Origin of the sequence: Collinsella sp. Sow4_E3, from assembly GCF_052116285.1 — a bacterium.
In the GTDB taxonomy this organism is placed as follows: Bacteria; Actinomycetota; Coriobacteriia; order Coriobacteriales; family Coriobacteriaceae; genus Collinsella.
In genome coordinates this window covers 24,927-50,298 of sequence record NZ_JBQKLJ010000004.1, presented here as the reverse complement: position 1 = coordinate 50,298, position 25,372 = coordinate 24,927, and the positions used below count along the sequence as shown (strand labels likewise).

The window sequence follows — 25,372 nt, the reverse complement described above, 5'->3', positions numbered from 1 at the left end:
AGGCGGCCTTCGCCATACTCGACTCAACCAGTCGTTACTTTTTATTACGCATCTGCGCTTCCATCTGGCGCAGCAGGTCCATATCGGACTTGGGACCACCTGTTCCCATGCCACCCATGCCACCCAGGCCACCCAGGCCGCCCATGCCGCCCAGGCCCATGGCATCCAGACCGGGAATATTGGGCATGCGCATCTTTTTGCCTTTTTTACCCTTCTTGCCCTTCTTGCCGCCGGCTTGCGCCTGGTTGGCCATCGAGCGCACGCGGCCCATCATCTTGTTCATCTCGCCCCACTGCTTCATAAGGCTATTGACCTCGGTGGGGGTCACGCCGGCACCCTTGGCGATGCGGGCGCGACGCTGGCCGTTGATGATGGAAGGACGCAGGCGCTCCTCCTTGGTCATCGACATGATGATGGCCTCGTTCTTGTCGAAGATGCCCTCATCCAGGTTGCCGCCCATCTGGTTGAGCGCGCGCTGGCCGCCGGGAAGCATGCCCAGAATGCCCTTCATACCGCCCATCTTCTTGACGGCCTTCATCTGGTCGAGCATGTCGTTCATGGTAAAGCCCTCGCGCAGCATGCGCTCGGCAGCCTCGAGCTGCTCGGCATCGGCTGCCTCCTGGGCTTTCTCGATAATGCCGACGACGTCGCCCATGCCCAAGATGCGCTTGGCCATGCGATCGGGATAGAACGGCTCCAGCGAATCGGGCTTCTCGCCCATGCTCACGAACTTGATGGGCTTGCCGGTCACCTGGCGCACCGAAAGCGCGCCGCCGCCACGGGCATCGCCGTCGAGCTTGGAGATGATCACGCCGTCAAAGTCGGTGCGCTCGGCGAAGGTCGAGACAACATTGACGATATCCTGGCCGGTCATGGCATCGACGACCATCAGCACCTGATCGGGCTTGACGGCCTTCTTGATGTCCACGGCCTCCTGCATCATCTGCTCGTCGATCTGCAGACGACCGGCGGTATCGACGATGACCACATCGCGCAGGTGGTCGACGGCCTCCTGGATGGCGCCCTTGGCAATATCGACCGGGTGCTCGCCGTCACCGCGGAAGACCGGCACGCCGATCTCTCCACCAAGCGTGGCCAGCTGGTCGGCAGCGGCGGGACGGTAGACGTCGCACGCGGCGAGCAGCGGCGAGCGGCCCTGCTTCTTGAGCAGGTATGCCAGCTTTACAGCCGCCGTGGTCTTACCGGAGCCCTGCAGGCCCACGAGCATAATGACGTTGGGAATGCGGTTGCTAAAGACGAGCTTGCTCTCGGTGGAGCCGAGCATCTCGGTGAGCTCGTCGAGCACAATCTTGACGACGTTTTGCGCCGGCGTCAGCGATTCCATGACCTCGGCGGTCATGCAGCGCTCCTTGGTCTTGGCGACAAACTCCTTGACGACCTTAAAGTTGACGTCGGCCTCGAGCAGCGCCATGCGAATGTCGCGCATGGCCGAGGTGATATCGGCCTCGGTCAGCTTGCCCTTGCCGCGCAGGCGGTCAAATGTGTCGTTGAGGCGATCGCTCAGAGAATCAAACACTGGTCACTCCTTAGTTGGACTCGCCCACCAGGGCGCGGCAGAAATCTTTGGCATTAAACTCCTGCAAGTCATCGACCTGCTCGCCCACGCCCACGCGCAGGATCGGGAGCTTGAGCTTCTCGGCCACGGCCATGGCGATACCGCCCTTTGCCGTGCCGTCGAGCTTAGTCATGATAATACCGTCCAGACCCAGCGCCTCATTAAACTCGAGCGCCTGGTTCAGGCCGTTTTGGCCCGTCGCGGCATCGATCACGAGGACGACCGAGACGGGCATGGGGCCGGCGGCCATATTGGCGGCGCGCTTACGCGTCACGTTGACCACCTTGGCAAGCTCGCGCATGAGCTCGGGGCTCGTGTGCAGACGACCGGCGGTGTCGATGAGCACCAGGTCGCTGCCGCGCTTATCGGCCTCGTCGAGTACGTCGTAGCAAACGCTTGCCGGGTCTGAGCCGCGGTCGCGCTTTATGACGGGGACGCCGGCGCGCTGGCCCCACACATCGAGCTGTTCGATGGCGGCAGCGCGGAAGGTATCGGCCGAGCCGATCACGACGTTCTTGCCGCGGGCGGCCATGGCGCTCGCGATCTTGCCGACCGTAGTGGTCTTGCCGGCACCGTTGATGCCCACAAACAGCACGCAGCTCGGCGTGTCGGCGAACGGATCGCGCTCGACGGGTACAAAATGCTGCTCGAGCTGCTCGGCCAGGGCCCGACGGAGTTGCGGGGCGGTCTTGAGGTTCTTCTTGGCCGCGGCATCGCGCAGGTCGTCGGAGACCTGGATGGCGACCTCGGCACCCATGTCACCCATGACGAGGGTGTCCTCTAGGTCCTCCCAAAAATCCTCGTCGACCTCGCCGCCAAAGTAAAAGACCTCGTTGAGGGCCTCGCGGCTGCGCTCAAGTCCGCGCGAGAGAGCATCGAAGAATCCCATTATGCATTCACGACCTTTCCGGTTTCGCGATCGAGTTTTTGCGAGACGACGCGACTAACGCCGTCAGCTTGCATCGAGACGCCGTAGAGGACGTCAGCGTCCTCCATAGTACGGCGCTGATGCGAGATAACCAAGAGCTGCGTATCGGAACGCAGCACGTCAAGCGCGCCGATGAGCTTGGACAGGTTGGCGTCATCGAGCGCCGCCTCGACCTCGTCCAGCACATAGAACGGCACCGTACGCGTGCGATACACGGCAAAGAGCAGGGCGAGCGCCGTCAGGCTCTTCTCGCCGCCCGACATGAGCATCATCTTGGTGATGCGCTTGCCGCGCGGCTGCGCCACGACCTCGATGCCCGTCTCGGCCGGATGCTCAGGGTCGGTCATCTCCAGATGCGCCTGGCCACCCGGGAACAGCATGGCGAAGATCTCGCGGAAGTTCGCATCGACCTTTTCGAAAGTCACCAGGAAGGCTTTGCGCATCTTGCGGTCGATGGCCACGGTAATCTTGGTGAGCGCCTTGCGCGCGCTCTCCAGATCGGCCAGCTGCTCCTCGATGTAATCGGCGCGGCGCTTGAGCTGCTCGTACTCCTCCATGGCAACCTGGTTCACAGGGCCCAGGTTGTTGATCTGGCGCACGAGCTGGTTGAGCTCGCGCTCGGCGGCGTCGCTGTCGGTGGGAGCAGGAAGCATGAGCGCTTCCTCGAGCACGGTGGTGCCATCGGCGGTAATGGCCTTGATGGCCGCCTCTACCTGCACCTCGAGCTTGCCGCGCGCGACCTTGAACTCGTTTTGTGTCGCTGTGGCGGCATCGACCCGCTCCTTGGCGCGGGAGACCTCGGCCTTGGCATCCTCGATGGTTTTCTTAAGCGAAGCCGAGTCTGCCTCCTCGAGTGAGGCCTGGTCACGCAGGCGCGCGGCCCAATCAGATGCACGCTCCAGCAGGGCCGAATAGCGCTCGTGCATGGGATCGACACGCAGGCGCAGCAGCTCGAGCGAGCGCGAAGCCTGACGTGTTCCGCGGATACGGCGGTCAATGCCCTCCAGGCGATGCTCCAGATCGGGCACGCGGCCCTTCAGCGAACGCAGGCGCTCGCTCGTCTGGGCCAGGCGCACCTTGGCATCGGCGAGCTTACCGGCTGCCTCGGAATCGTCACGGCGCACGCGATCGAGCTCGTCGTTGGCTTCGGCAATCTGGAGACCCAGGTCGCTTGCCTGCGCACGGGCCTCGTCGCGCGAACGGGTGAGCTCGTCAACGCGCGGGCGCGCGGCGCGAACGGCCTCGGCCGCCTGCTCGCGGCGCCTGGAGATGCGCGCACGCTCGACCTCGGCGTTGTTGGCGCTTTGCTCCAGGCGGCCAATCTCGGAGAGCAGCGAGCGGCGCTCGCCCTCAAGACGGGCGATCTCGCCGGCGGCATCACCCTCGGCGACACGCGCCTCCTCGACGGCCGCATTGGCCTCGATAACCTGGTTCGACACATGCTCAAAAACGGCAGCCAAATCGGGCTCCAGGCCTTCGAGCTCGCGAATGCGGCGCTTCCGCTCCAGGGCACCCGAGGCCTCGCCGGCATCGAGCCCCACGCGCACCAGGCCACCAAAGCTCACGCGAGCGCCATCGGGCGTCACATAGGTCACACCGTCAACGACTGGTGCCGCCAGCGCACAAGGCAAGTCATCGACCACGTAATAGCCACCGAGCAGTGCCTCGACAATCGGGCCATAACCGGCACGCACGGACAGGCGATCAACCAGACGCGAACCGGCAGCGCCCTCGGCAGCAGCAGAGCCGCTCACACCACGCGCCACCAGCAGTGCCTCGCCCGAGGCCTTCTTTTGGTCTAAAGCCGCACGACCGGCACGCTCAAGCGTGGCGGCGTCATCAAACAACAGGGCATCGATATCGCCGGCAAGCAGCTGCTCGACCAGGCCCTCAAGCTCACGCGGCGCCTCGAGCACGTCGCCCAGACGGCCCGTTACGTCATCGCCCAATGCCCCTACCAGACGGCTCACCAACGGCGAGCTATCGGCCATACGGGCATCGAGCTTCTTTTGGCTCGCAAGCTCAGAGCGCACCTCGGACAGCTTGTTGCGCGACTCGCTCTCACGGGCGCGCAAGTCCTTCAACGCCGCACGGGCGACCTCGGTGGCCTGGCGCGCATCGACCTGGGCTTGGCGAGCCTGATCGAGCGCGCCGTCGAGCTCCTCGGCACGGTCGCGACGACTCTCGAGCGAGGCCGTGACCTCCTCGAGCTGCTCGTCAATCTGCTCCAGGCGCGAGGCATACATGTTGTCCTCGACCTCGGCATTGCTCAGCGAGTCTTTCACCTTGGCAAGCTCGAGCGCAGCCTTGTCGGCCACGCGCTGCACATCGCGTTGCTCGCGCGTAAGCTGCGAAATCTGATTGTCGAGCGCAACACGGCGCTCGTGGAGCTCGGCGGCGGCAGGGCCGGCGGCGTCAACGTCGTCCTGGGCCTGCATGTGCGCACCGGTCACTTCCTCTAGCTGGGCACGTGCATCCTCGAGCTCCTCGACCACGCGACGACGCTGATGCTCGGAGCTCGAAATCTGGCCGCGCATATCGGACAGGCGCGACACCATATTGTGGCCCTTTTCCTCGAGCAGGCGCATATCGGAGTTAATACGGCCGACCACATCTTGCATATGACGGCGCTGCTCGCCCAAGTCACCCACAAACAGGCCCTTTTCCTCGAGCATCACCTGGAGCTTCTCGAGCTCGCGCTCCTTTTCGCCCAAGCGGTACTGCGCAAGCTCCAGCTCGGCGGCACCCTCTTTGGAACGGCTCTCCAGATCGTTCCACTGCGACTGCAGCGAACGAAGCTCGTCAACGGCCAGCATCTGCGTAAGCTCGTTCGCGCGCGAGGACAGCTCTTTGTACTTGCGCGCGCGATCGACCTGACGCTCCAACGGTCGCAGCTGACGGGCAATCTCCTTATTGATGTCGCGGGCACGAGTAAGGTGCTCGTCCATCGACTTAATCTTTTTGAGCGCACGCTCCTTACGGCGCTTGTGCTTGGAAATGCCGGCAGCCTCCTCGATAAGGACGCGGCGCTCCTCGGGACGGCTCTGCAAAATGGCATCGAGCTTGCCCTGGCTGATAATGGAATGCGTATCCTTACCCAAGCCCGAATCGTGCAAAATGTCCTGGATATCCATCAGGCGGCACGGACTCGAGTTGATGAGGTATTCGCTCTCGCCCGAACGATACATGCGGCGGGTGATGGCAACCTCATCAAAGTCGACAGGCAGCACATGGTCCGAGTTATCGAGCACCAGCGTGACCTCGGCAACGCCCACCGGCTTGCGCGCCGACGAGCCCGAGAAGATGACGTCCTCCATGGCCTGGCCGCGCAGCTGCTTGGCGCTCTGCTCACCCAGTACCCACAGAATCGAATCGGAGATATTCGATTTTCCCGAGCCGTTAGGACCGACGATGACGGTCAGGCCCGGCTCAAACGTCATATGGGCGCGGTCGGCAAACGACTTGAACCCTTTGAGCGTAAGGGACTTGAGATACACGGTTCCTCGCTTAAACGGGCTTCTTGTTGAGAATCACACCGTTGGTGGTGTAACCCATGCGGTCGAGCGCCTCGAGTGCAGCGGCTCCCTCGGCCTCTTTCTTAGAGGCGCCGGTGCCGCGGCCCTGACGGATACCGTCGACAAGCACCACGGCGGTAAAGGTGGGCGCATGTGCCGGGCCCTCGGAGCCTACCAGCTTGTATGCCGGGGGCTCGTGACCGTCTGCCTGCACGCACTCCTGCAAGAACGACTTGGGGTTCGCGGGGTGCTCGGCACGCTCGGAGGCCAAATGGGGCTTAAGCGTGCGGTGGATGAACTCCGCCGCCGCATCCCAGCCGGCATCGAGGTACAACGCACCCACGAGCGACTCATAGACGTTCTCGAGCGCCGAGTTAAGGCCGCGCGCGCCGGTACCGGTCTCGGAGGCGCCAAAGATGATGATGTCGTCGATGCCCAGCTCGTGCGAAACCTCGGACAGCGTGGCACCCGAAACAAGCGATACCTTCAGACGCGTGAGCTTGCCTTCATCGAACTCGGGATAAGACTCAAAGAGCGAACGGGCAACCACGGCGCCCAGAATGGAGTCACCCAAAAACTCAAGCCGCTCATAGCTGGCAGAGACCGGCTGCCCCTCTACTGCCGAGGGGTGGGTGAGCGCCGCGCGTAGCAGCACCTTGTTATTAAACTCATGGCCCAGGATTTCCTGAGCGCGCGTGAGTCGTTGAGATAAAGCCAAGACCTAGGCCTCCCTGGCGTTTTCGATAGCGTCGACGGCGTCGGCAACGGAGGTGAGCGACAACAGGGTCTCGTCATCGATCTCGAGGTCAAACTCGTCCTCGATGGCCGTCACCAGCTGCAGGCGCTCGAGCGAATTGGCATCGAGGTCATCAAAAGTTGTCTCATCACTGATCTCGGCAACGTCGACGCCCAGCACGTCGGCAGCGACCTCGGCGATCTTGTCAAAGATTTCGGAGCGATCCATAGCGCATCCTCTCATAAGTCGTGGAATACAATGTGTCGCGCGGGCGGAAGCCGCATTGCAGCACGGCTCCGATTCTACCCCACGATGCATAGCTTGAGCCACGTAACGGAGCTCTTGCTAAACGATACCTTCCATGGAATTGGCAATGCTTTCGATAAGCCCGGCTCGAACGGCCTGAGCCGCGGCGAGCGTACCGTTCTTAACGGCTTCGGCCGACGTGGCGCCATGGCCAATCAAAACGACGCCGCGAAGGCCCAGCAGGATCGCGCCGCCCTTGGCATCGCCCGAGAGCTTGGCTTTCATCTGGCGCATCTGCTTTTTGATGAGCAGCGCGGCGATCTTGGTACCGAGCGAAGACATAAAGGCGCCCTTGAGCTCTTGCAGCAAAAACTTGGCAGCACCCTCGGTTGCCTTGAGCGCAATATTGCCCGACATGCCGTCGGCGACCACAACGTCAAAATTGCCCGACGTAAGATCGGTGCCCTCGCAGTTGCCCACAAAACCGGGGACCGCGGCTTTCATAGCCGGGAAGCACGCCTTGGTAAAGTTAGAACCCTTCTCGTCCTCGGTGCCGTTGCCAAGCAGGCCCACACGCGGATGTTCGATACCCAAGACCACGCGGGCATAGGCTGCACCCATCTGGGCAAAGCGAACCATGTCGTCGACCTCGACATCGGGGTTGGCCCCCATGTCACACAGTACCGTAAGGCCACCGGCGCGGTTGGGCAGCGCATTGGTGAGGCATGGACGCACCGGCTGCTTCTTACCCTCTACCAAATATCTAAACGGCGTCACGTAGGCGGTGGCGGCAGCCGTCATGGCGCCGGTCGACCCCGCGGAGAAAAACGCGTCCGCGTTGCCCTTCTTAATAGCACGGCAGGCAAGCACGATCGAAGACTTACGCTTGGTCATCACGGCGCGGATGGGATCGTCGTCCATGGCGATGACATCGGGGGCCTCCAGAGCCTCCACGCGCGCGTGCGCCGCGGCAAAGGGGTTGACGATATCGGCGGGGCCAACAGCAATGACCTCGATATCGGGATCGGCGGCAAGTGCGGCCTCAATACCGTCGAGGACAACTTGGGGCTTCTCGTCTCCGCCCACAACGTCTACACAAACGCGAACGTTACTCATTTCAAGTGCTCCTTATACAAAAATGGCCGACTCATTGAGCCGGCCATTGTGGTTCCAGTTGGAACGGCATCGTATCCAGAGTATACAGTTACTCGGTAACGATAACCTCGCGGTCCTTGTAGAAACCGCAGCTGGGGCACACGTGGTGCGGGAGCTTGACAGCGCCGCAACGGGGGCACGTGGACTGAGCCGCAGCCGAGATCTTCATGTTGGCGGAACGACGGGTATGGGTGCGGATACGACCCTGCTTTTGTTTAGGTACGGGCATAGTGACCTTCCTTATGAACTATCCAGTGTGGCGATTACGCGCAAGTAGCGATACTACCACATTTTTACTCATCAAGATTGAGATTCTTCAATGCTGCAAATGGATTTTCCGTGGCAGCGGCCCATTCGGCCTCGGCCTGGGCGGCGCAATCGCATTGCTCGACGTTGAGATTGATGCCGCAGGTGGGGCACAGGCCGCGGCAATCGGGCTTGCAGAGCACCACAAACGGCGTGTCCATGACAACGGCGTCGTTAATGGGCTCCCCCAGATCGACAATGCGGTCCTCGCCCAAAAGCTCGTAACCGTCCTCGTAGGCCTCGGGATCCTCGGGCTCCTCAAAGAGGTAGAACTCCTCGATCTCGCCGGCGATATCAAACGAGGCGAGCTCAAGGCAGCGGTCGCATTCGCCGGTGGCGTGCGCTCGAACCATGCCGGAGAGCAGAACACCGGTGCCCGCATTGGTAAAAACCACGTCGTAAGCAATGCCGTCCTGCAGCTGGTACTCCTTCTCGCCCACCGTGTAGGTGGCGACATCGACCTTGCCGGTCAGCGGATACGAGTCTCCGGGAAACTCGAGCTGCTCGGAAAGATCGACGGTAACGCTCGGGAACTCAGCCATTACCACTGACCGTTCTGCTGGGCGGCACCCTCGTTGAGCTGCTGACGGCAACGGGTAACGGTGCCGGTCAGGCTCTTGAGGTTCTCCTCGAGGTGCGTAAAGACCTGCTCGGCATAATCCTCGGCCGCATAGCGCGTCTCGCGCTCGTACTGCTGGGCACGATCACGGATATCGTCGGCCTGCTGCTGCGCCAAGCGGACGATCTCCTGCTCACCGGCAATGGTGAGTGCCTGCTGCTGAGCATCGGCAATGATGGAATCGGCCTGAGCGGCGGCGGAAGCCATAAGCTCGTCGCGCTCCTTGAGGATGCGACGGGACTTCTGCCACTCCTCGGGATAGCTCATACGGATCTCGTCAAGGATGTTAAAGAAGACGTCGGCATCGATAACCTTCATCTGGGCATTCTTGCCGAACGGCGTCTTAGCCTCTTCGATGAGCCCCTCGAGCTCCTCGACAAGGCTCACGATCCTGTCGCCAGGAAAATTCTCGCCCGGCATCCGGTCTCCTTTCATAGGTAACATGTCATCGTGTTAGTTTACCACATGCCATCAGGCAATATGAAACGTCACGAAAAGCGATGTTTAAGCGCTTCGACCACATTGGGCGGCACAAACGTCGACACATCGCTTCCGAGCGATGCGATCTGACGAACCACCGAGCTCGAGATATAGCCGTACTGCGGCGCACTCATGACAAAAATGGACTCAAGCTCGTTGTCCAGGCGATAGTTGAGGTCCGCCTGCTGCAGCTCGTACTCAAAGTCGGTCATGGCGCGCAGGCCCTTGACCACAGCACCCGCACCCTGCTCACGGGCAAAATCGACCAACAGGCCGGTAAAGGGCAGTACCTCGACACCGTCAATATCGCCCAGGGCCTCGCGGGCCAACGCCACGCGCTCATCGAGCATAAAGGTGGTGCCCACGCCGTTTTTGCCCTGCGACTCCGCCACGGCGACAATCACGCTGGGAAAAATGCGGCGGGCGCGGCGGATTACATCGATGTGACCAAACGTGATGGGGTCAAACGTACCCGGAACGATCACGCGGTTGATAGTGTCATTCATGGGTATCCTCCAAAGGCACGTCCTCGTCAATATCGCTGTCATTAGCATGGTCGCACTCGTCCGCGGCCACCCAGCGCAGCAAGTCAACCGAGGTAATGCCGTAGCGTTTCTCTCGCACGGTCTCAAAACCAGCCGGATGAGCGCCCGCGTCGCTTGCGGCATGCTCAAACAGGGCAAAGGCCCCTGGTGCCAGCAAGCCCTGCTGGGCAAGATTGCGCAGCAGCTCCTCGACCGGCTCGGCGCCAAAGGCATAGGGTGGATCGAGCAGGACCAGATCAAAGGGGCCGCCCGAAACACGGCCGCGCGAGGCGCTCGCTAACACATCGCCGGTAACGACGCGCCAACGCGAGCGGTCGCGACACAGCGACTCGATATTCTTAGTGATCAGTCGGGCGGCATTGCGATCGATCTCGAACGTGATGAGCGAGCGAGCGCCGCGCGAGAGCATCTCGATTCCCAGGGCACCGGAGCCGCCAAAGGCATCCAGCACGCGGACCTCGTCCAGATCGAAATCGAATGCCGACATGACCATGGACGCACATGCCTCGCGCACGCGGTCGGTCGTGGGACGGGTGACATCGCGCCCACGCGGCTCTTCGATCTTGCGGCCACGCCATTCACCGCCGATGATTCTCATCCTCCGCTGACCTCCTTGAAGATATGTCGATAACGCGTGGCGACCGCATCGCGCAAGGGACGCGTCGCCACGGAGTCAAGGTTGCAAGCATACCGCAAGAGCTCGACCGCGTCCAAATGGGCCCATTCGATAAGATCCTCGTCGGCGTCCAGGTCCACAAAACGCAGGGTCACACCGCCATGTTGGCGATAACCCAAGATTTCGCCCTCGTGGCGCAAACGCAGGTCCATCTGCGCAAGTGCAAAACCGTCAGCGGTCTTTTCGAGCGCCCGCAGGCGGTCTTGCGCAGCAGACACACCGCCATTGCCCTTGGAATGCGTCATGACCAGGCACGTGCCCGACACGCTGCCGCGGCCCACGCGGCCTCTAAGCTGATGCAGGGCCGCCAAGCCAAAGCGCTCGCCGTTCTCGATAACCATGACGGTGGCATTGGGCACGTCGACGCCCACCTCGACCACCGTAGTCGAGACGAGCACGTCGATCTCGCCGCGCTTAAAAGCGTCGATCACGCGGTCCTTCTCCCTCGCCGGCATGCGGCCGTGAAGACGCTCGACGGAAAGCCCCGGCAATGCCAGACGCAGGCGGTCGAGCTCGGTCGCGGTGTCGTGCAACGGCACGGGCACCGTCACGCGACCTTCATCGTCGCGAGCAATGCCGGGAACGTCTTCCAAATCGTCCGCGGAGTCACTTGGCTCCACAAGCGGGCAGATAACGTAAGCCTGCTGTCCTTGGGCATGCGCCTCGCGAATGGCACCGTAGGCCAGGTCGCGGCTCGACTCGGTGAGCACGCGCGTCGAGACGCCGGCCCCGGGAACGGGGCGATGACGAATGATGGACGTGTCCAGGTCGCCATAGACCGAAAGCGCCAGTGTGCGCGGAATAGGCGTGGCCGTCATAACGAGCAAGTCCGCACCTGGGCCTTTGGCACGCAGGGCATTGCGCTGCCCCACGCCAAACCGATGCTGCTCGTCGATAACGACGAGTGAAAGATGTTTAAACGTTACGTTATCCGAAAGGACCGCATGGGTACCAAAGAGCACATCGAGCTCACCAGACTGCAGCTGTGCATGGATGCGCTCGCGCTCGGCGGCCGGGGTAGCACCCGTCAGGAGCGCCCAGGACATACCGGCCTGCGAGAGCAAAGGGCCGGTCTTATCGGCATATTGACGCGCCAGCACGCCCGTGGGTGCCATGACGCAGGACTGGGTACCCGAATCGGCCGCGACTGCCAGCGCGCAGGCGGCGACGGCGGTCTTGCCGGTACCGACATCGCCCAGCAGCAAGCGGTTCATCACGTGGTCGCCATCGCACATGTCATGCAGGATGTCTTGGAACGCGGCCTCCTGCTCGTCGCTCAGCGAAAATGGCAGGGCCCGCCTAAGCGCCGTCAAATGACCACCCGCGGTGTGGGTGTAGGGAACCACCTCGACCATACCGCCGTCGTTGCGCAGACGAAGCGCCAGCTGAAGATAGAGGCATTCCTCATAGGCAAGCCGTGCGCGCGCGATATCGCGCTCGGCCATACTCGAGGGAAAGTGAATCGAACGCAGCGCACGGGCGCTGCTCATAAGGCGGCGCTTGGCGCGCAGGGGCGCGGGAATCGGGTCGAAGGGATTGCCGACAATCTCGAGCGCGCCGCTCACGATACGGCGCATCCAAGCCTGGCTCACACCGTCGCTCACATAGTGAACCGGAAGGATGGTGCCCGCGGCACGCCCGTCCTCGAGCTTTTCGAAATGCGGCGAGGCCATCTGCTTAAAGCCGTAGGCAAATTCGACCTTACCCATCACGGCCAGGCGGTCGCCCTGCTTGAGCTGCTGGGCAATCCAGGGCTGGCGGAAAAAAGCGACTTGCAGCACGCCCGTCTCGTCCACAAGCGAGACCTCGGTAACCTGCATACGCGGGCGGGGCTGCTTTTGAACGATACGATCGACCGTGGCGACGATCGTGCACACCGTACCGATAGGCGCCATCTCGATGGACCAGGAGCGTGTAAAGTCCAGATATCGATGAGGGATATGGAGAAGGAGGTCCCCCACCGTCCTAATTCCCAGACGGCGAAGGGCCTCCTCGCGTTTACCCGAAACATATTTGAGTCGCGCGATATCCTCGTCGAGCGCATTGCTCTGGGCAAAGCGCTCCGAGACGCGCGGCACGGAGCACAGCTCGGACATGGGCAGATGCCTACTCGATCGAGAAGATCACGGGATAGAGCGGCTGCTCGCCACGATGGGCGTCAATCTCCAGGTCGGGCTGAGCCTCCTCGATGGCGTCGACGATCTCCTGGAAGGCCTCATCGGACAGCTCCTCGCCGGCCAGAATCGTCAGCGCGTCGCCCTCCTCTTCCTCCTGCATGCGGTTGATACAGTCGAGCGTTACCTGCTTCACATCGGAGCCGACCACGTCGATGGAGCCGGCAATGATACCCATGACGTCACCGGAGTGAATCGGCGAGCCGTCAGAGGCGCTGGAATCGCGCACGGCACGGGTGACCTCGCCATCGCGAACCTCGCTGATGGCATCGACCATGGCGGCGACGGCGTCCTCGAGCTCGGAATCGGGCAGCACCGCGAACAGAGCGGAGAACGCCTGCGGTACGGTCTTGGTGGGAACCACGGCGACCTTTTTGTCGGTGCAGGCAGAAGCGGCAGCCTCGGCAGCCATACGGATATTGCCGTTATTGGGCAGGATGATGACCGAAGTCGCGTTGACCTGGTCCACCGCGCCCAGCAGGTCGGCGGTGGAGGGGTTCATGGTCTGGCCACCCGAAACGACCACGTCGACGCCGAGGGACTTGAGGATGTCGGCCTCACCGGAACCGGCGGCAACGGCGACAAAACCCAGGGCCTTCGCGGGCTCGGCGGCCTTTTGCTGGTCCTCGTGGATCTTAGCGGTACGGTCGTGGGCCTCCATCTCCATGTTGTGGATAAAGACCTCGTAGATCTGGCCAAGCTGCAGCATGTGCTCGAGCACCAGGTTGGGGGTGTTGGAGTGCACGTGGATCTTGTAGTCGGGGTAGGCGCCCACGAGCAGCTCGCAGTCGCCCATGGAACCCAGGAACTTAAGGCACTCGTCCTCGTCAAACGGGGCGTCGGCCTTAAAGAGGAACTCGTTGCAGTAGCGGAACTCCGAGCCCTCCCAGTCGTCGTTGGCCTCGATCTCGACGCGACCGAGGGCCGCATCGCGGGCAGAGCCAGCGGAATCAAACGTGGTGGAGAAATCCTCGACAACGGTGCTGCGGCCCAGAGCAGCGGCAACGAAGTTTTCCAGGAAGATGGCGAAGCCAAAGGCGCCGGAGTCGACCACGCCGTTCTCCTTCAGAACGGGCAGCAGGTCGGGCGTGCGAGCCACAGACTGGTAGGCCTCGACGACGATGGCGTCGAGCGCGTCCTCGGCCGAGAACTTCTTCTTCTCGCACTCGTCGGCCTTGGTCGAGACGTCGCGCAGGACCGTAAGAATCGTGCCCTCGATGGGCTTGCGGACGGCCTGGAAGGCGACCTTGACGGCGCGACGGAAAGCATGCGCGATGTCGGCAGACGTGATGGGCTCATCGGCAGAGACGAGACCCTCGGCCACGCCGCGCAGGATCTGCGAGGTGATAACGCCGGAGTTGCCGCGGGCGCCCATGAGGGAGCCGTGGGTGATGGCGCCGGCGATGGCCTCCATATCGGCATCGGCGGGAAGGGCGGAAAGCTCCTTGGTCACCGAGGCGAGCGTGAGCGACATGTTGGTGCCGGTGTCGCCGTCGGGCACGGGAAAGACGTTGAGTTTATTGATCTCCTCGGCCTTGTCGGAAACGGCAGCCGCAGCGATCGGAAAACAGGTGCGAATGGTCTTTACAATCATGAGTATTTGAATCTCCGTTTTCGGATGCTAGTTCAGACGGCTCTTGAGCGCGTCGATGTGAATGCCGATCTTAAGGCTGGCGGGATCGATCTGGGCGATCTCCTGCAGGGTGAAGGCAACGGAGCTCGAAAGATTGTGGCAGACGGACTTCATGTTGACGCCGTTCTCGAGCACGACGTGAAGGTCGACCGTAAGGCCGTTCTCGTCGGCGGAGACAAGCACGCCCTTGCGGAGGCGCTGACCGGCAAGCAGGCGCACGCTCTCGGCGCCCTGGAGCTGCTCGGCCATACCGACGACGCCATAGCACGTCATCGCGGCATAACCGGCAATATCGGCAATAACGTCGTTCGAGACGCTCAGGCTGCCGTTAATGGTCTCAGACACAAGAATCTCCTTATCTGGTGCTCGCGGCACCATGTCGTGGGAGCAATCATTGCAATATTCTACAACGACCGCGCCATGTTGAGGTGGTGGGTCGCGGGATTACATCCTCGACACGAAATGTTGATATGGCAACGTTTGCGTTAAGCAATCGCGGCATGAAAAAACCCGCCGCAAAAGCGACGGGTTTTACAATCTGGCTCCCCGGGTAGGACTCGAACCTACAACAGCGCGGTTAACAGCCGCGTGCTCTACCATTGAGCTACCGAGGAATATAAAGCCCAGCAGATTGGGCTGAGAAATTCTGGCTCCCCGGGTAGGACTCGAACCTACAACAGCGCGGTTAACAGCCGCGTGCTCTACCATTGAGCTACCGAGGAATAGGTGCATGCTCTCAAGCAACGAAGTTTATTATACGGACGAATCAGCTCAGGGCAAGAACTTTTTTAAGAAATTTTCCGACCCAGTCATTGGGGACGTTCTTAAACGACTAGTCATTCAAGAACGTCCCCAACGACAAATCAACCAGACGCCCAGGGTAGTCTTTTTGGGACGGGGCTTTTTTAGCTACCCTATCTCAATGAGCGCCTCAAGCTTTAAAGGCCCCAGATTGGGCAGCTAAAAAAGCCCCGTCCCAAAAAGACTACCCGTGCCCCAACTGCCGGCCCTTGTTACATGAAAGCGCCCTCAAGCGGATGTGCTTGAGGGCGCTTCTTGCATGACTAGCTTTCGATATAGTCTTTGAGCTTGCTGGAGCGGCTGGGGTGGCGGAGCTTGGCCAGGGTCTTGGACTCAATCTGGCGGATGCGCTCGCGCGTGACCCCAAACTCGCGGCCGACTTCCTCGAGCGTGCGGGGATGTCCGTCGACAAGTCCAAAGCGCAGCTCAATAACCTTTCGCTCACGATCGGCAAGCGAGTCGAGCACCTGGGTGAGCTGCTCCTGCAGCATGGAGAAGCTGGCGGCATCGGGCGGAACGATGGCCTGGGAGTCCTCGATAAAGTCGCCCAGCTGGGAATCCTCTTCCTCGCCGATAGGAGTCTCGAGCGACACGGGCTCCTGCGAGATCTTCTGGATCTCGCGGACGCGGTCGGCACTCATGTCCATCTCGGCACCGATCTCCTCGGGGGTCGGGTCGCGACCCAGATCCTGGAGGAGCTGGCGCTGCACGCGGACAAGCTTGTTGATGGTCTCGACCATGTGCACGGGAATACGGATGGTACGGGCCTGGTCGGCGATAGCGCGCGTGATGGCCTGACGGATCCACCACGTGGCGTACGTGGAGAACTTGAAGCCCTTCTGGTAGTCGAACTTCTCGACGGCGCGGATCAGACCGAGGTTGCCCTCCTGGATCAGATCCAGGAACAGCATGCCGCGACCGACGTAGCGCTTGGCGATGGAGACGACCAGACGGAGGTTGGCGCTGATGAGCGCCTGCTTGGCCTCGAGGCCCACGTTCTCGATACGAGTCAGACGACGCATCTCGGCGCGAGTGAGCTCGATCTCGCCCGCCTCGGCGGCCTCGAGCTTCTCGGTGGCCTCGAGACCGGCCTCGATCTTCATGGCCAGATCGACCTCTTCGGAGGCGGTCAGCAGGTCGACCTTGCCGATCTCCTTAAGGTACATACGAACCGGGTCACCGGTCAGCATCACCGTGGAGGCATCGATGCCACGCACGCGAGAACGCGAACGGGACGTGCGGACGGTGCGCTTCTTTTTGCTCTTGCAAGAACCCATCTCGGCATCGGCCTGACGGGCCATCTTAAGCTCATGATCGTCGAGCGAGCCAGAATCGTGCTCCTCGTCGTCATCGAAATCGTCGGTATCGTTATCGTCATCGTCGACGTCCATGGGGGCGTCGTCGTTTCCGCTCGCGGAGATAATCTGGATGCCGCTGTTGCGCAGCGCGGAATAGACCGCGTTGAGCTGCTCGTCAGAAACATCGATATCCTTCAGGACGACCTGGATCTCGTCCTCGGTTACCGAAGTCCTGTTTGAGCCGTTGCCCATGAGCTTAGCAACGTAGGATTCCAGCCCAGTACCCGTGCTCTCAGTCTTATTTGGCACAGATTCTCCCTTCGTAGTCCACAGGACACATTACTTTAGCACACACTTACACGTCTATACCCAAAATTCAGACTGGATATAGCAGATAACATGCCGATTGACCACAACATCTAGGCCTGATCGGGACCCGCGGCCTCCAAACCAATCAACCGGAACGGATCGGCCACGCCGCCAATCGACTTCTGGAGCTCGCGCTGGCGCGCAGAATCCTGCGCGGCCTGCATGGTCAATGAACGGCGCGCGTCATCGTCGAGCGACCGGTCCTGGCGCAGCTTGGCCTGAGCAGCCCGCATACGGCGCTTGATGGTGTAAAGCTCAAGCGTATCGAGCATAAAGACGATGTTCGTCTCGGTGGGGTGCTTGCTCGTCGCCGAGATGCGCCCGGCGCTGACAAGCGAAGCCGCCTCGGGACACACCGCGCGCGCGGCGTCCATGCACGCCGCGGGATCGGTGCCCGGCGGCGTCGCGAGCACGGCCCACGCGATGGACTCGTGACGGGGGTCCACCCACTCAACCGAGCAGATGCGATCGGCGTACGTGCGGAATAGGTCGGGGTAGCTGGTGAGCATCGTCAACAGCTCGCGCTCCCCCGCCAGAGACTTCCGCTCCAGATCGGTCAGCACGATCGACGTCGCCGGAACGGAAGCGGTCGATGCAGACCCCGTGGGCGCCGCGTCCATGCCAGCAGGCACATCGATCGGCGGCATATCGTCGACGACCTCGACCGGCGCGGCCCCGTAGGCCTCGAGCGGCACATAGTCGTACGGTTCCTCCTCGACCGGTGTGGATACCGGCGGCGTCGTCCCCGACGCCCAGGCGCCGCGAGATGCCCCCTGCGGACCAGACGCCCGACCGCCCGCGCTGCCTGCGCGCACGGCCTGTGCCCGCTGGCGCTCGTAGTTCTGCTCGCGACGACGCTCGGCGTCCTCGCGTTTGGCGACATCGCGAAACACACGGCCCGAGCTCGAGCGTACCGTCTCCAAATCCAGGCCCAGGAGGTCGGCTATCTGGATAAAGTACGTATCGATCATGTAGCTATCGCGCAGCGGATAGATGAGCGTCAGCGCATCCTCGAGCGCCTTGGCGCGACCGCCCGGCGTGGTAATGTCGCTCGACTCCTGCAGTGAGCGGTACACAAAGTCCATGAGGGGCTCGGCGGCGTCGATACGCGCCTGCAGTGCCTCGCCACCATGCGCCGTGATGAACTCCATGGGGTCGTTGCCGTCGGGAAGCACCACGCAGCGCAGGTCCATCGAATCCTGCTCGATAAACTGAATCGCGCGGCGCGCGGCCTTTTGACCGGCGGCGTCACCATCGAACATATACACGATGCGCTTGGCAAAACGGGTGAGCGTCTTTACGTGATGTTCCGTCAGCGCCGTGCCCAGCGTGGCGACGACGTTTTTGATCCCCGCCTCCCAGCAGGCGATGCAGTCGGTATATCCCTCCACCACGATGGCGGTATCCTGCGCGACGATAAACTCCTTGGCCCAGTTAAAGCCGTAGAGGTTTCTCTTTTTATGAAACACACTCGTCTCGGCGGTGTTGAGGTACTTGGGTTGGCCGTCGCCCATAATACGACCGCCAAAGGCGATGTTATGACCCTGTTCGTCAAAGATGGGAAACATCACGCGGTCGTAAAAACGATCGGCAAGCTGTCCTCGCCCGCGGCTCACGGCCACGTTGGCGTCGATCATCTCCCGCGGGGTAAAGCCCTTCTGCGACAGATGGGCCACCAACATATTGCGACCCGGCGCAAAGCCCAGGCAGTAGCGACGGCAGACGTCGCCACCCATACCGCGGCTGGCAAAGTACTCGCGCGGACGGCTGTCCTTACCGCGCATGAGCATGGTGTGATAGAACTGGGCCGTCTCGGCGCACAGGTCATAGATGCGGGCGCGCTTGGTGCCGCGATCGCGCTGCGCGCCGGTATCGTGCAGCTCAATGCCGGCACGATCGGCCAGGTAGCGAATCGACTCGGGAAAGCTCAGGTTCTCGCGCCTCATGATGTAGGTGAAGACGTCGCCGCCCTCGCCACAGCCAAAGCAGTGCCACACCTGCGTAGCGGGGATAATGTGAAACGATGGGGTCTTTTCGCCATGGAAGGGGCAGCAACCCCAAAACTCATGGCCGCGGGGCTTGAGCTCAACCGTTTCCTGCACAATGGCAACCAGGTCGGACGCAGCGCGCACCTGGTCTTTCTCCTCATCGCTAATCACGGATGCTCACCCCCTGCTCACCCAAGTTATGACGGATATCGTCAATATTACCCTCGACGGTCGCAATAAGCTCGTCAAGCGAATCGAACACGCGCGAAGGACGCAGCCAACGCGTAAACGCCAACGAAACCGAACGTCCATACAGGTCGCCCGCATACCCGATCAAGTTGGCCTCGAGATGCGCCGAAGCGGCATCGTCGGCATACGTCGGCGGCAGGCCCACGTTGACGGCAGCAGGCCACACGGTATCGTCGACCAGCACAAGGCCCTCGTAGACGCCATCGGCAGGCAGCTGGATTCCGTTTGGCACCAGCAGGTTTGCCGTCGGAAATCCCATATCGGAGCCCTCGTGGCGACCGCGAATCACGCCGCCGCGCACCATATAGGGACGGCCGAGTAGATCGGCTGCCAGCTCAACGTGGCCCAGGCTCAGCTCACGTCGAATGCGGGTGGCGCAGATAGCCTCGCCGGCCTCGCACAGCAAATTGTGCCCATACACGTCAACACCGCGCTCGACACCCCATGCCTGCATCTCGGCAACGCCCGAGGCACCGCCGCGGCCCAGCCTAAAATCGCTGCCAACGCGAATGGAGCGAATGTCGACAACATGCGCCAACAGCTCAAGAAAGCCCACGTGATCGAGCGACGCTACCGCAGGCGTAAAGGGAACAGCCACCACGGCATCGACCCCAGTCTGAGCCAGGGCATGCAGGCGGTCGGCCGTCGTCATCAATTTTTGAGCGGGCGCAGGGCTCACCACAACATCTGGATCAGGGTCAAACGTTACGACAACCGCTTTGCAGCCGCGGACGCGCGCATCGCGAATGACCGCGTCGATCAGCTCACGATGTCCCCTATGCACGCCATCGAACACGCCGATGGCAATCGAGGCGGCACCCATAGACTCGCAGTCACCAAAAGCATCAGCCAAAACGATGCGGGCCTCCGCCGCCGCGCCCACAAAAAATGTGCGCGCGAGCTCGTGAGGGTCCAGCATCATCGAACACCGCCGATCGCCTGCGGAAAGACGTGCTCCATCACAAAGCGACCATCCTCGATACGCGCCAAAGCCTTGAGCCCGCCATCGAGCACCAGCGCAAACGGTGCCTTCGACGCATCGAAGCCGGCGAGCGCGCGATCAATAGGAATACGACGACCGCACAGCAAATCTTCGGCAAGATTGCCCGGCAAGTCGACACGCGTGGCGCCGAGGGCCGCAATGGGGTCCAAGGCAAAGCCGGCAGCGGACTCGGCAGAAAGCTCCTCGACCGCATGGCAGGCACCGATGGAGACAATGCCAGAAGCGGTACGGCGCAGCGCGGAAATATGCGCGGCACTATCGCAGGCGCGACCCAGGTCGCGAGCGAGCGCACGGATATAGGTGCCCTTGCTCACCGAGAAGGCAACGGTCCAAATGCAGGAATCGCCCTCGCCACTCACGGCGATCAGGTCGGCAGAATATACCTCGACCGGGCGCGCAGGCAACTCAACGGCATTGCCCTCACGTGCAGACGTATAGGCGCGCACGCCGTTGACCGAAATAGCCGAAAACGCCGGCGGGACCTGCATCTGAGGGCCCAGCATGGCGCTCAAGCGCTCACGGGCATAGGCCGGATCGCGCAGCTCGGGTGCAATGGCAACCGTACGGATGGCCTCGCCTTCCGCATCGTCGGTATTGGTCTCGGCGCCAAACGAGATATCGGCGACGTAACTTTTGGTATCGAGGGTAAGCATGCCCAGCAGACGCGTAGCCTGGCCCACGCCCACCACCATGACACCCGACGCCATGGGGTCGAGCGTGCCGGCATGACCGACGCGCCGCTCATGGAGGGCGCGCCGGCACCGCGATACCACGTCGTGGGACGTGCAGCCCACCGGTTTATCGACGGCGAGCAGCATATTCAATTGAGAAGGCGTACGACGAGCCATGTACCATCCAAAAAGTTAGAGCTCGACGGTCACCGAAGCGGGATCCTCCCCCACCAGCTCGGCCAGCATGGGAAGTGCCGCGGTGAGCGTCTCGAAAATCGTTCCGTTATTGGTAAAGCCGGCAGCAGCGTGATGTCCGCCTCCGCCAAAGTTGGCCGCAATCTCGGAGACATCCATGTCGCCTTTGGAGCGCAGGTTTCCGCGCACCTTGGTATCGCCCTCGATGCCCTTAAGGAACAGGCAGACCTCGACACCCATCACCGAGCGCACCACATCGACCAAGCCGTCGCACTCATCCGAGGTGACGCCACATTCCTTAAGGTCGCTTTCGTACGCGTAGCTATACGCCACGCGCCCGTGCGCGACCGTCTTGATGCGGCCCATGACGATGGACTTGAGGTGCAAGAACTCGACGCGCATGCTCTGATAGACCTCGAGCGCGACACGCGCCGGGTCGGCACCGTGCGCCACCAGGCGCGAGGCCGCATGGAACGCAGCGGCATCGGCATTCTGATACTGAAAACGACCGGTATCGGTAACCAGGCCGCAGAGCAGACAGGTGGCGATGCGATCGCGAACGACAATGCCGCAATCATCCAAAAAGCGGTCGATGATCATGGCGCACGCCGCAGCATCGACACGCCTCAGGCTTACCTCGGCAAACTCCTCGCGCGCCGGATGGTGGTCAAAGCACACCACATGTTTGGAGCGGCGGAGCACGTCGGCCGAGTTGTTCAGACGCTCGACAACCGGCACATCCACCGAGATAAACAGGTCGGGATCGCCCGTAAAGCTCGAAGCCGGCACCAGACGATCGGCGCCTTCCATAAAGCGGTAAATACGCGGAACGGGATCGTCGTCTGCGAGCAGCAGCGCGATGTCCTTGTCGGGGAACGCCTTCATGAGCGAGAGGCCCAAGCCCAACACGGAGCCCAGGGCATCGCCGTCGGGAGAGGTATGGCCCGAGATCGCAATGGAGGACGCACCCTCGATAAGCTCGAGGATGCGTCGTTTAATATCTGCAGACTCGCACGAGACGAGGTCGGCGGAATTAGTCATCTAAAGCTGCCTCCTGGGCGGCATCCGCTATGGGATAGCCGTCCTCGTCCTTTTCGATCGCCAGCGTGGCCGGGACATTCTCCAGCGCACGCGTAATGCGCTCGGCCTCATCGGTCGAGCGATCGATGCGAAAATCGAGCTCGGGCGTGACGCGCCAGTCGAGCGAGCGAGCCAACAGGCTGCGAATGCGGCCCTTGGCGCTGGCGAGCGCCTCCATGACCTCATCGTAGCGGCTCGCATCGCACGACACGTACACGCGCGCGAACGAACGGTCCACCGCGACCTCGACCGCGGTCAGGGTGACCAGGTCGAGACGCGGATCGGAAACCTCAAAGAGAAGGATATAACCGAGCTTCTCGCGAAGCTGCTCGCCCAGACGGCGGGTTGCCTGCGTTTGCTTCATAGCGCTACCCCCTACTCGGTACGGGCAACCTGGTCGATACGGTAACCCTCGATCTGGTCGCCGGGCTTGATGTCCTGGAAGTTCTCCAGGCCAATGCCGCCCTCGGAACCGCTCTTGAGGCTCTTGGCCTCGTCCTTGTAGTGGCGCATCGAGGCGATCTTACCGTTAAAGACAACGATGCCGTCGCGCACCAGGCGCACGGAATCGGTCGCGGCAATCTCGCCCTCCTCGACGCGGACACCGGCGGCGATACCGACTTTGGGCACCTTAAAGGTGTCCAGGACGGTCGCGGTACCCGTGGAGACCTCGACCTCGGTGGGCTTGAGCATGCCGATACGGGCAGCGTCGAGCTCCTCGAGGCACTTGTAGATAACGTCGTAGCAACGAATCTCGACGCCCTCGCGCTCGGCAGCGGAGCGGGCCTTACCGTCGGGACGCACGCCAAAGCCAATGATGATGGCGTTGGAGGCGTCGGCCAGGACGACGTCGGTCTCGTTGATGGCACCGACCGCGGAGTGAATCGTGTTGATGCGGACCTCGGACTGATCCATCTTGTCGAGCGAGTCCTGAAGGGCCTCGATGGAGCCCTGGACGTCGGCCTTGATGATCAGGTTGAGCTCCTTGACCTCGGCGTCGGCGATGGTCTCGAAGAGGTTCTCGAGCGTGACGTGCTTCACGCGGCTCTGCTCCTCGATGCGGGCCTTGAGCGAGCGCTCATCGGCCAGGGCGCGCGCCTCGCGCTCGTCCTCGAACACGCGGAACTCGTCGCCGGCGTTGGGGACGGACTGCAGGCCCAGGATCTCGACGGCGTCGGAGGGACCGGCCTCGGTGACGGCTCGGCCCTTGGGGTCGAGCATGGCGCGAACGCGGCCATAGGTAAGGCCGGCGACCAGCGTATCGCCCACGTGCAGGGTACCGCGGGTCACGAGCACGGTAGCGACCGAGCCGCGGCCCTTGTCGAGCTTGGCCTCGAGGACGTTGCCCGAAGCGAAGGTATCGGGATTGGCCTTGAGCTCGAGCACGTCGGCCTGGAGCAGCACGGTCTCCAGAAGGTCGTCGATACCGATCTTCTGCTTGGCCGAGATGTTGACGAACATGTTCTGTCCGCCCCACTCCTCGGGGATGACGCCGTACTCGGTGAGTTCCTGGCGCACGCGGTCGGGGTTGGCGCCGGGCTTATCGATCTTGTTGACGGCGACGACGATGGGAACGCCGGCGGCCTTGGCGTGGTTGATCGACTCGACCGTCTGGGGCATGACGCCGTCGTCGGCGGCGACGATCAGGATGACGATGTCGGTCACCTTGGCGCCACGGGCACGCATGGCCGTAAAGGTAGCGTGGCCCGGGGTATCGATGAAGGTGATCTTGCGGTCGTTGATCATGACCTGCGATGCGCCGATGGCCTGGGTAATGCCGCCAGCCTCGCCGGCAGCGACGCCGGTGTGGCGGATGGCGTCGAGCAGGCTCGTCTTGCCGTGGTCGACGTGACCCATGACGGTGACGACCGGGGCGCGGGGCTTAAGATCGGCGGGATCGTCGTAGAACGAGAAGGTGTTCTCCTCCTCGGGGGTGATGATCCTGATCTGACGGCCCAAGTCGTCGGCAACAAGCTCGACAAGGTCGTCGGACATGGACTGCGTCATGGTGAGCGGGGTGCCCAGCAGGAACAGGCGCTTGATGATGTCGTTGGCCGGAACGTCGAGCGCCTCGGCAAGCTCCTGGACGGTAACGCCCTGGGAGACCTTGATGGCGTCGAGCTCCTCGGGGTTCACGCCCTGGGCCAGCGCCTCCTCAATCTTGCGCTCCTCCTGAGCCCTAGCGGCCTCGCGCTCGCGCTTCTCCTTGCGCTTCTTGCGGCGACCGGTGGACTCGCGAGAGGCCTCCTCGACGGCGGCACGGGCCTCCTCGAGAACCTTCTCGCGGCTGTACTCCTCGGCCTCGCGCGCCATGCGGCTGTAGTGGTCCTCTTCGCTGTTGTGACCACCTTTGCGCTTCTTGCCCTTGCCCTGCTTATCGGGGTTGGGAAAATCCATGCCGGCAGCGACATTGTTGCTGGCGTTGGTGCGATGGCTGTGCGGGCGGTTCTCGGAGGCGTTGCGGTCGTTGCGACGGCCGCCACGACGATCGTTGTTGCCGCCGCGACGGTTGCCGCGCTCGGCCTTGGCCTTGTCCTCGGCGTCCTTCTTCTCCTTGAGCACGGTCTCCTGTGCGGCGATCTGATCGAGCAGCGAACGGAAGCGCGAACCGGAGTCGGAAGCGGGAACGGCGCGGCGCTGGGCCTCGCGAGCAGCCTCCTCCTTCTCGCGGGCAAGGCGCTCCTGCTCGGCCTTCTTCTTGGCCTCGGCCTCGGCACGGGCTGCCTCTTCGGCGGCCTGGGCGGCGGCAAACTGGCGGCGCTCCTCCTCGCGTGCCTTCTCGGCGGCAATGCGCTCGCGCTCGGCCTCGGCGGCACGCGCTGCCTCCTCGGCGGCGGCAGCCTCCTCCTCGGCCTGCTTGGCGGCCTCGACTTCCTGGGCGCGGGCCTCGATCACCGAGGCAAGCTGCTTGCGGACCATGGCAACATAAGCGTCCTCCAGCGCGGAGGAAGCAGACTTAGCGGGAATCTTCATTTCGGCGAGGTGACCCATCAGTTCCTTGGAGGTCATGCCGAACTCTTTGGCCAGGGTGGACACACGGACTTTTGCCATATGACTTCACCTACCCTTTCTGGCACCTTGGGTGCCTAGAGACTGAACGAGTGTGGGATGTGCGCCGGAACCTGTCCA

Annotated in this window: 21 protein-coding genes and 2 tRNA genes; all 23 read right to left on the bottom strand. The window is 62.3% G+C overall.

Going from position 1 to position 25,372, the window contains the following annotated elements; genetic code table 11:
• Window positions 1-34: 34 nt before the first annotated feature.
• Window positions 35-1,537 (bottom strand): signal recognition particle protein, encoded by a 1,503-nt coding sequence (gene ffh, locus ACTQ48_RS04195; protein ID WP_441570208.1) that lies wholly within the window; start codon window positions 1,535-1,537, stop codon window positions 35-37.
• A 10-nt stretch (window positions 1,538-1,547) separates the two neighbouring features.
• Window positions 1,548-2,465, bottom strand: coding sequence for a signal recognition particle-docking protein FtsY (gene ftsY, locus ACTQ48_RS04190; RefSeq protein ID WP_271807278.1), 918 nt, complete (start codon window positions 2,463-2,465; stop codon window positions 1,548-1,550).
• A complete protein-coding gene (smc, locus tag ACTQ48_RS04185) occupies window positions 2,465-6,001 on the bottom strand; it encodes a chromosome segregation protein SMC (protein WP_441570207.1) in 3,537 nt (1,178 codons plus the stop codon). The genes ftsY and smc overlap by 1 nt, the downstream gene beginning before the upstream one ends.
• Before the next feature lie 10 nt (window positions 6,002-6,011).
• Window positions 6,012-6,737 (bottom strand): ribonuclease III, encoded by a 726-nt coding sequence (rnc, locus tag ACTQ48_RS04180; RefSeq protein WP_154515455.1) that lies wholly within the window; start codon window positions 6,735-6,737, stop codon window positions 6,012-6,014.
• Window positions 6,738-6,740: 3 nt separating this feature from the next.
• Window positions 6,741-6,983 (bottom strand): acyl carrier protein, encoded by a 243-nt coding sequence (locus tag ACTQ48_RS04175; protein WP_154515452.1) that lies wholly within the window; start codon window positions 6,981-6,983, stop codon window positions 6,741-6,743.
• 117 nt (window positions 6,984-7,100) lie between these two features.
• The gene (gene plsX / locus ACTQ48_RS04170) at window positions 7,101-8,117 is read right to left on the bottom strand and encodes a phosphate acyltransferase PlsX (protein ID WP_154515449.1); all 1,017 of its coding nucleotides are present in this window, start codon (window positions 8,115-8,117) and stop codon (window positions 7,101-7,103) included.
• A gap of 88 nt (window positions 8,118-8,205) precedes the next feature.
• Window positions 8,206-8,385, bottom strand: coding sequence for a 50S ribosomal protein L32 (gene rpmF / locus ACTQ48_RS04165; protein WP_022094017.1), 180 nt, complete (start codon window positions 8,383-8,385; stop codon window positions 8,206-8,208).
• Window positions 8,386-8,449: 64 nt separating this feature from the next.
• Window positions 8,450-9,004 carry a YceD family protein gene (locus ACTQ48_RS04160; RefSeq protein WP_154515446.1) on the bottom strand — a complete coding sequence of 185 codons (555 nt, stop codon included), beginning with the start codon at window positions 9,002-9,004 and terminating at the stop codon, window positions 8,450-8,452.
• Window positions 9,004-9,501, bottom strand: a complete 498-nt coding sequence (locus ACTQ48_RS04155; RefSeq protein ID WP_154515443.1) for an ATPase — start codon at window positions 9,499-9,501, stop codon at window positions 9,004-9,006. Before ACTQ48_RS04155 ends, ACTQ48_RS04160 begins: the two co-directional genes overlap by 1 nt.
• A 68-nt stretch (window positions 9,502-9,569) precedes the next feature.
• A complete protein-coding gene (gene coaD, locus ACTQ48_RS04150) occupies window positions 9,570-10,067 on the bottom strand; it encodes a pantetheine-phosphate adenylyltransferase (protein WP_154515440.1) in 498 nt (165 codons plus the stop codon).
• The gene (gene rsmD, locus ACTQ48_RS04145; protein ID WP_441570206.1) at window positions 10,060-10,704 is read right to left on the bottom strand and encodes a 16S rRNA (guanine(966)-N(2))-methyltransferase RsmD; all 645 of its coding nucleotides are present in this window, start codon (window positions 10,702-10,704) and stop codon (window positions 10,060-10,062) included. Before rsmD ends, coaD begins: the two co-directional genes overlap by 8 nt.
• Window positions 10,701-12,878, bottom strand: a complete 2,178-nt coding sequence (gene recG, locus ACTQ48_RS04140; protein WP_441570205.1) for an ATP-dependent DNA helicase RecG — start codon at window positions 12,876-12,878, stop codon at window positions 10,701-10,703. Before recG ends, rsmD begins: the two co-directional genes overlap by 4 nt.
• Before the next feature lie 10 nt (window positions 12,879-12,888).
• Window positions 12,889-14,550, bottom strand: a complete 1,662-nt coding sequence (locus tag ACTQ48_RS04135) for a DAK2 domain-containing protein (RefSeq protein WP_427728121.1) — start codon at window positions 14,548-14,550, stop codon at window positions 12,889-12,891.
• 27 nt (window positions 14,551-14,577) lie between these two features.
• Window positions 14,578-14,967 carry an Asp23/Gls24 family envelope stress response protein gene (locus tag ACTQ48_RS04130; protein WP_187361832.1) on the bottom strand — a complete coding sequence of 130 codons (390 nt, stop codon included), beginning with the start codon at window positions 14,965-14,967 and terminating at the stop codon, window positions 14,578-14,580.
• 161 nt (window positions 14,968-15,128) lie between these two features.
• Window positions 15,129-15,203, bottom strand: a tRNA-Asn gene (locus ACTQ48_RS04125).
• A 33-nt stretch (window positions 15,204-15,236) separates the two neighbouring features.
• Window positions 15,237-15,311, bottom strand: a tRNA-Asn gene (locus tag ACTQ48_RS04120).
• Between the two features lie 342 nt (window positions 15,312-15,653).
• Entirely contained in the window at window positions 15,654-16,997 is a 1,344-nt protein-coding gene (gene rpoD / locus ACTQ48_RS04115) for an RNA polymerase sigma factor RpoD (protein WP_370450567.1), read from the bottom strand.
• 110 nt (window positions 16,998-17,107) lie between these two features.
• Window positions 17,108-19,216, bottom strand: coding sequence for a DNA primase (dnaG, locus tag ACTQ48_RS04110; protein WP_441570204.1), 2,109 nt, complete (start codon window positions 19,214-19,216; stop codon window positions 17,108-17,110).
• On the bottom strand, window positions 19,209-20,216 hold the full coding sequence (gene ribF, locus ACTQ48_RS04105; protein ID WP_441570203.1) for a riboflavin biosynthesis protein RibF: 1,008 nt from the start codon (window positions 20,214-20,216) through the stop codon (window positions 19,209-19,211). Before ribF ends, dnaG begins: the two co-directional genes overlap by 8 nt.
• A complete protein-coding gene (gene truB, locus ACTQ48_RS04100) occupies window positions 20,213-21,145 on the bottom strand; it encodes a tRNA pseudouridine(55) synthase TruB (protein WP_441570202.1) in 933 nt (310 codons plus the stop codon). The genes ribF and truB overlap by 4 nt, the downstream gene beginning before the upstream one ends.
• 15 nt (window positions 21,146-21,160) lie before the next feature.
• Window positions 21,161-22,204 carry a DHH family phosphoesterase gene (locus ACTQ48_RS04095; RefSeq protein WP_427719632.1) on the bottom strand — a complete coding sequence of 348 codons (1,044 nt, stop codon included), beginning with the start codon at window positions 22,202-22,204 and terminating at the stop codon, window positions 21,161-21,163.
• A complete protein-coding gene (gene rbfA, locus ACTQ48_RS04090) occupies window positions 22,197-22,607 on the bottom strand; it encodes a 30S ribosome-binding factor RbfA (protein WP_006234038.1) in 411 nt (136 codons plus the stop codon). The genes ACTQ48_RS04095 and rbfA overlap by 8 nt, the downstream gene beginning before the upstream one ends.
• A gap of 11 nt (window positions 22,608-22,618) precedes the next feature.
• Window positions 22,619-25,294, bottom strand: a complete 2,676-nt coding sequence (gene infB / locus ACTQ48_RS04085; protein WP_441033496.1) for a translation initiation factor IF-2 — start codon at window positions 25,292-25,294, stop codon at window positions 22,619-22,621.
• Window positions 25,295-25,372 lie beyond the last annotated feature (78 nt).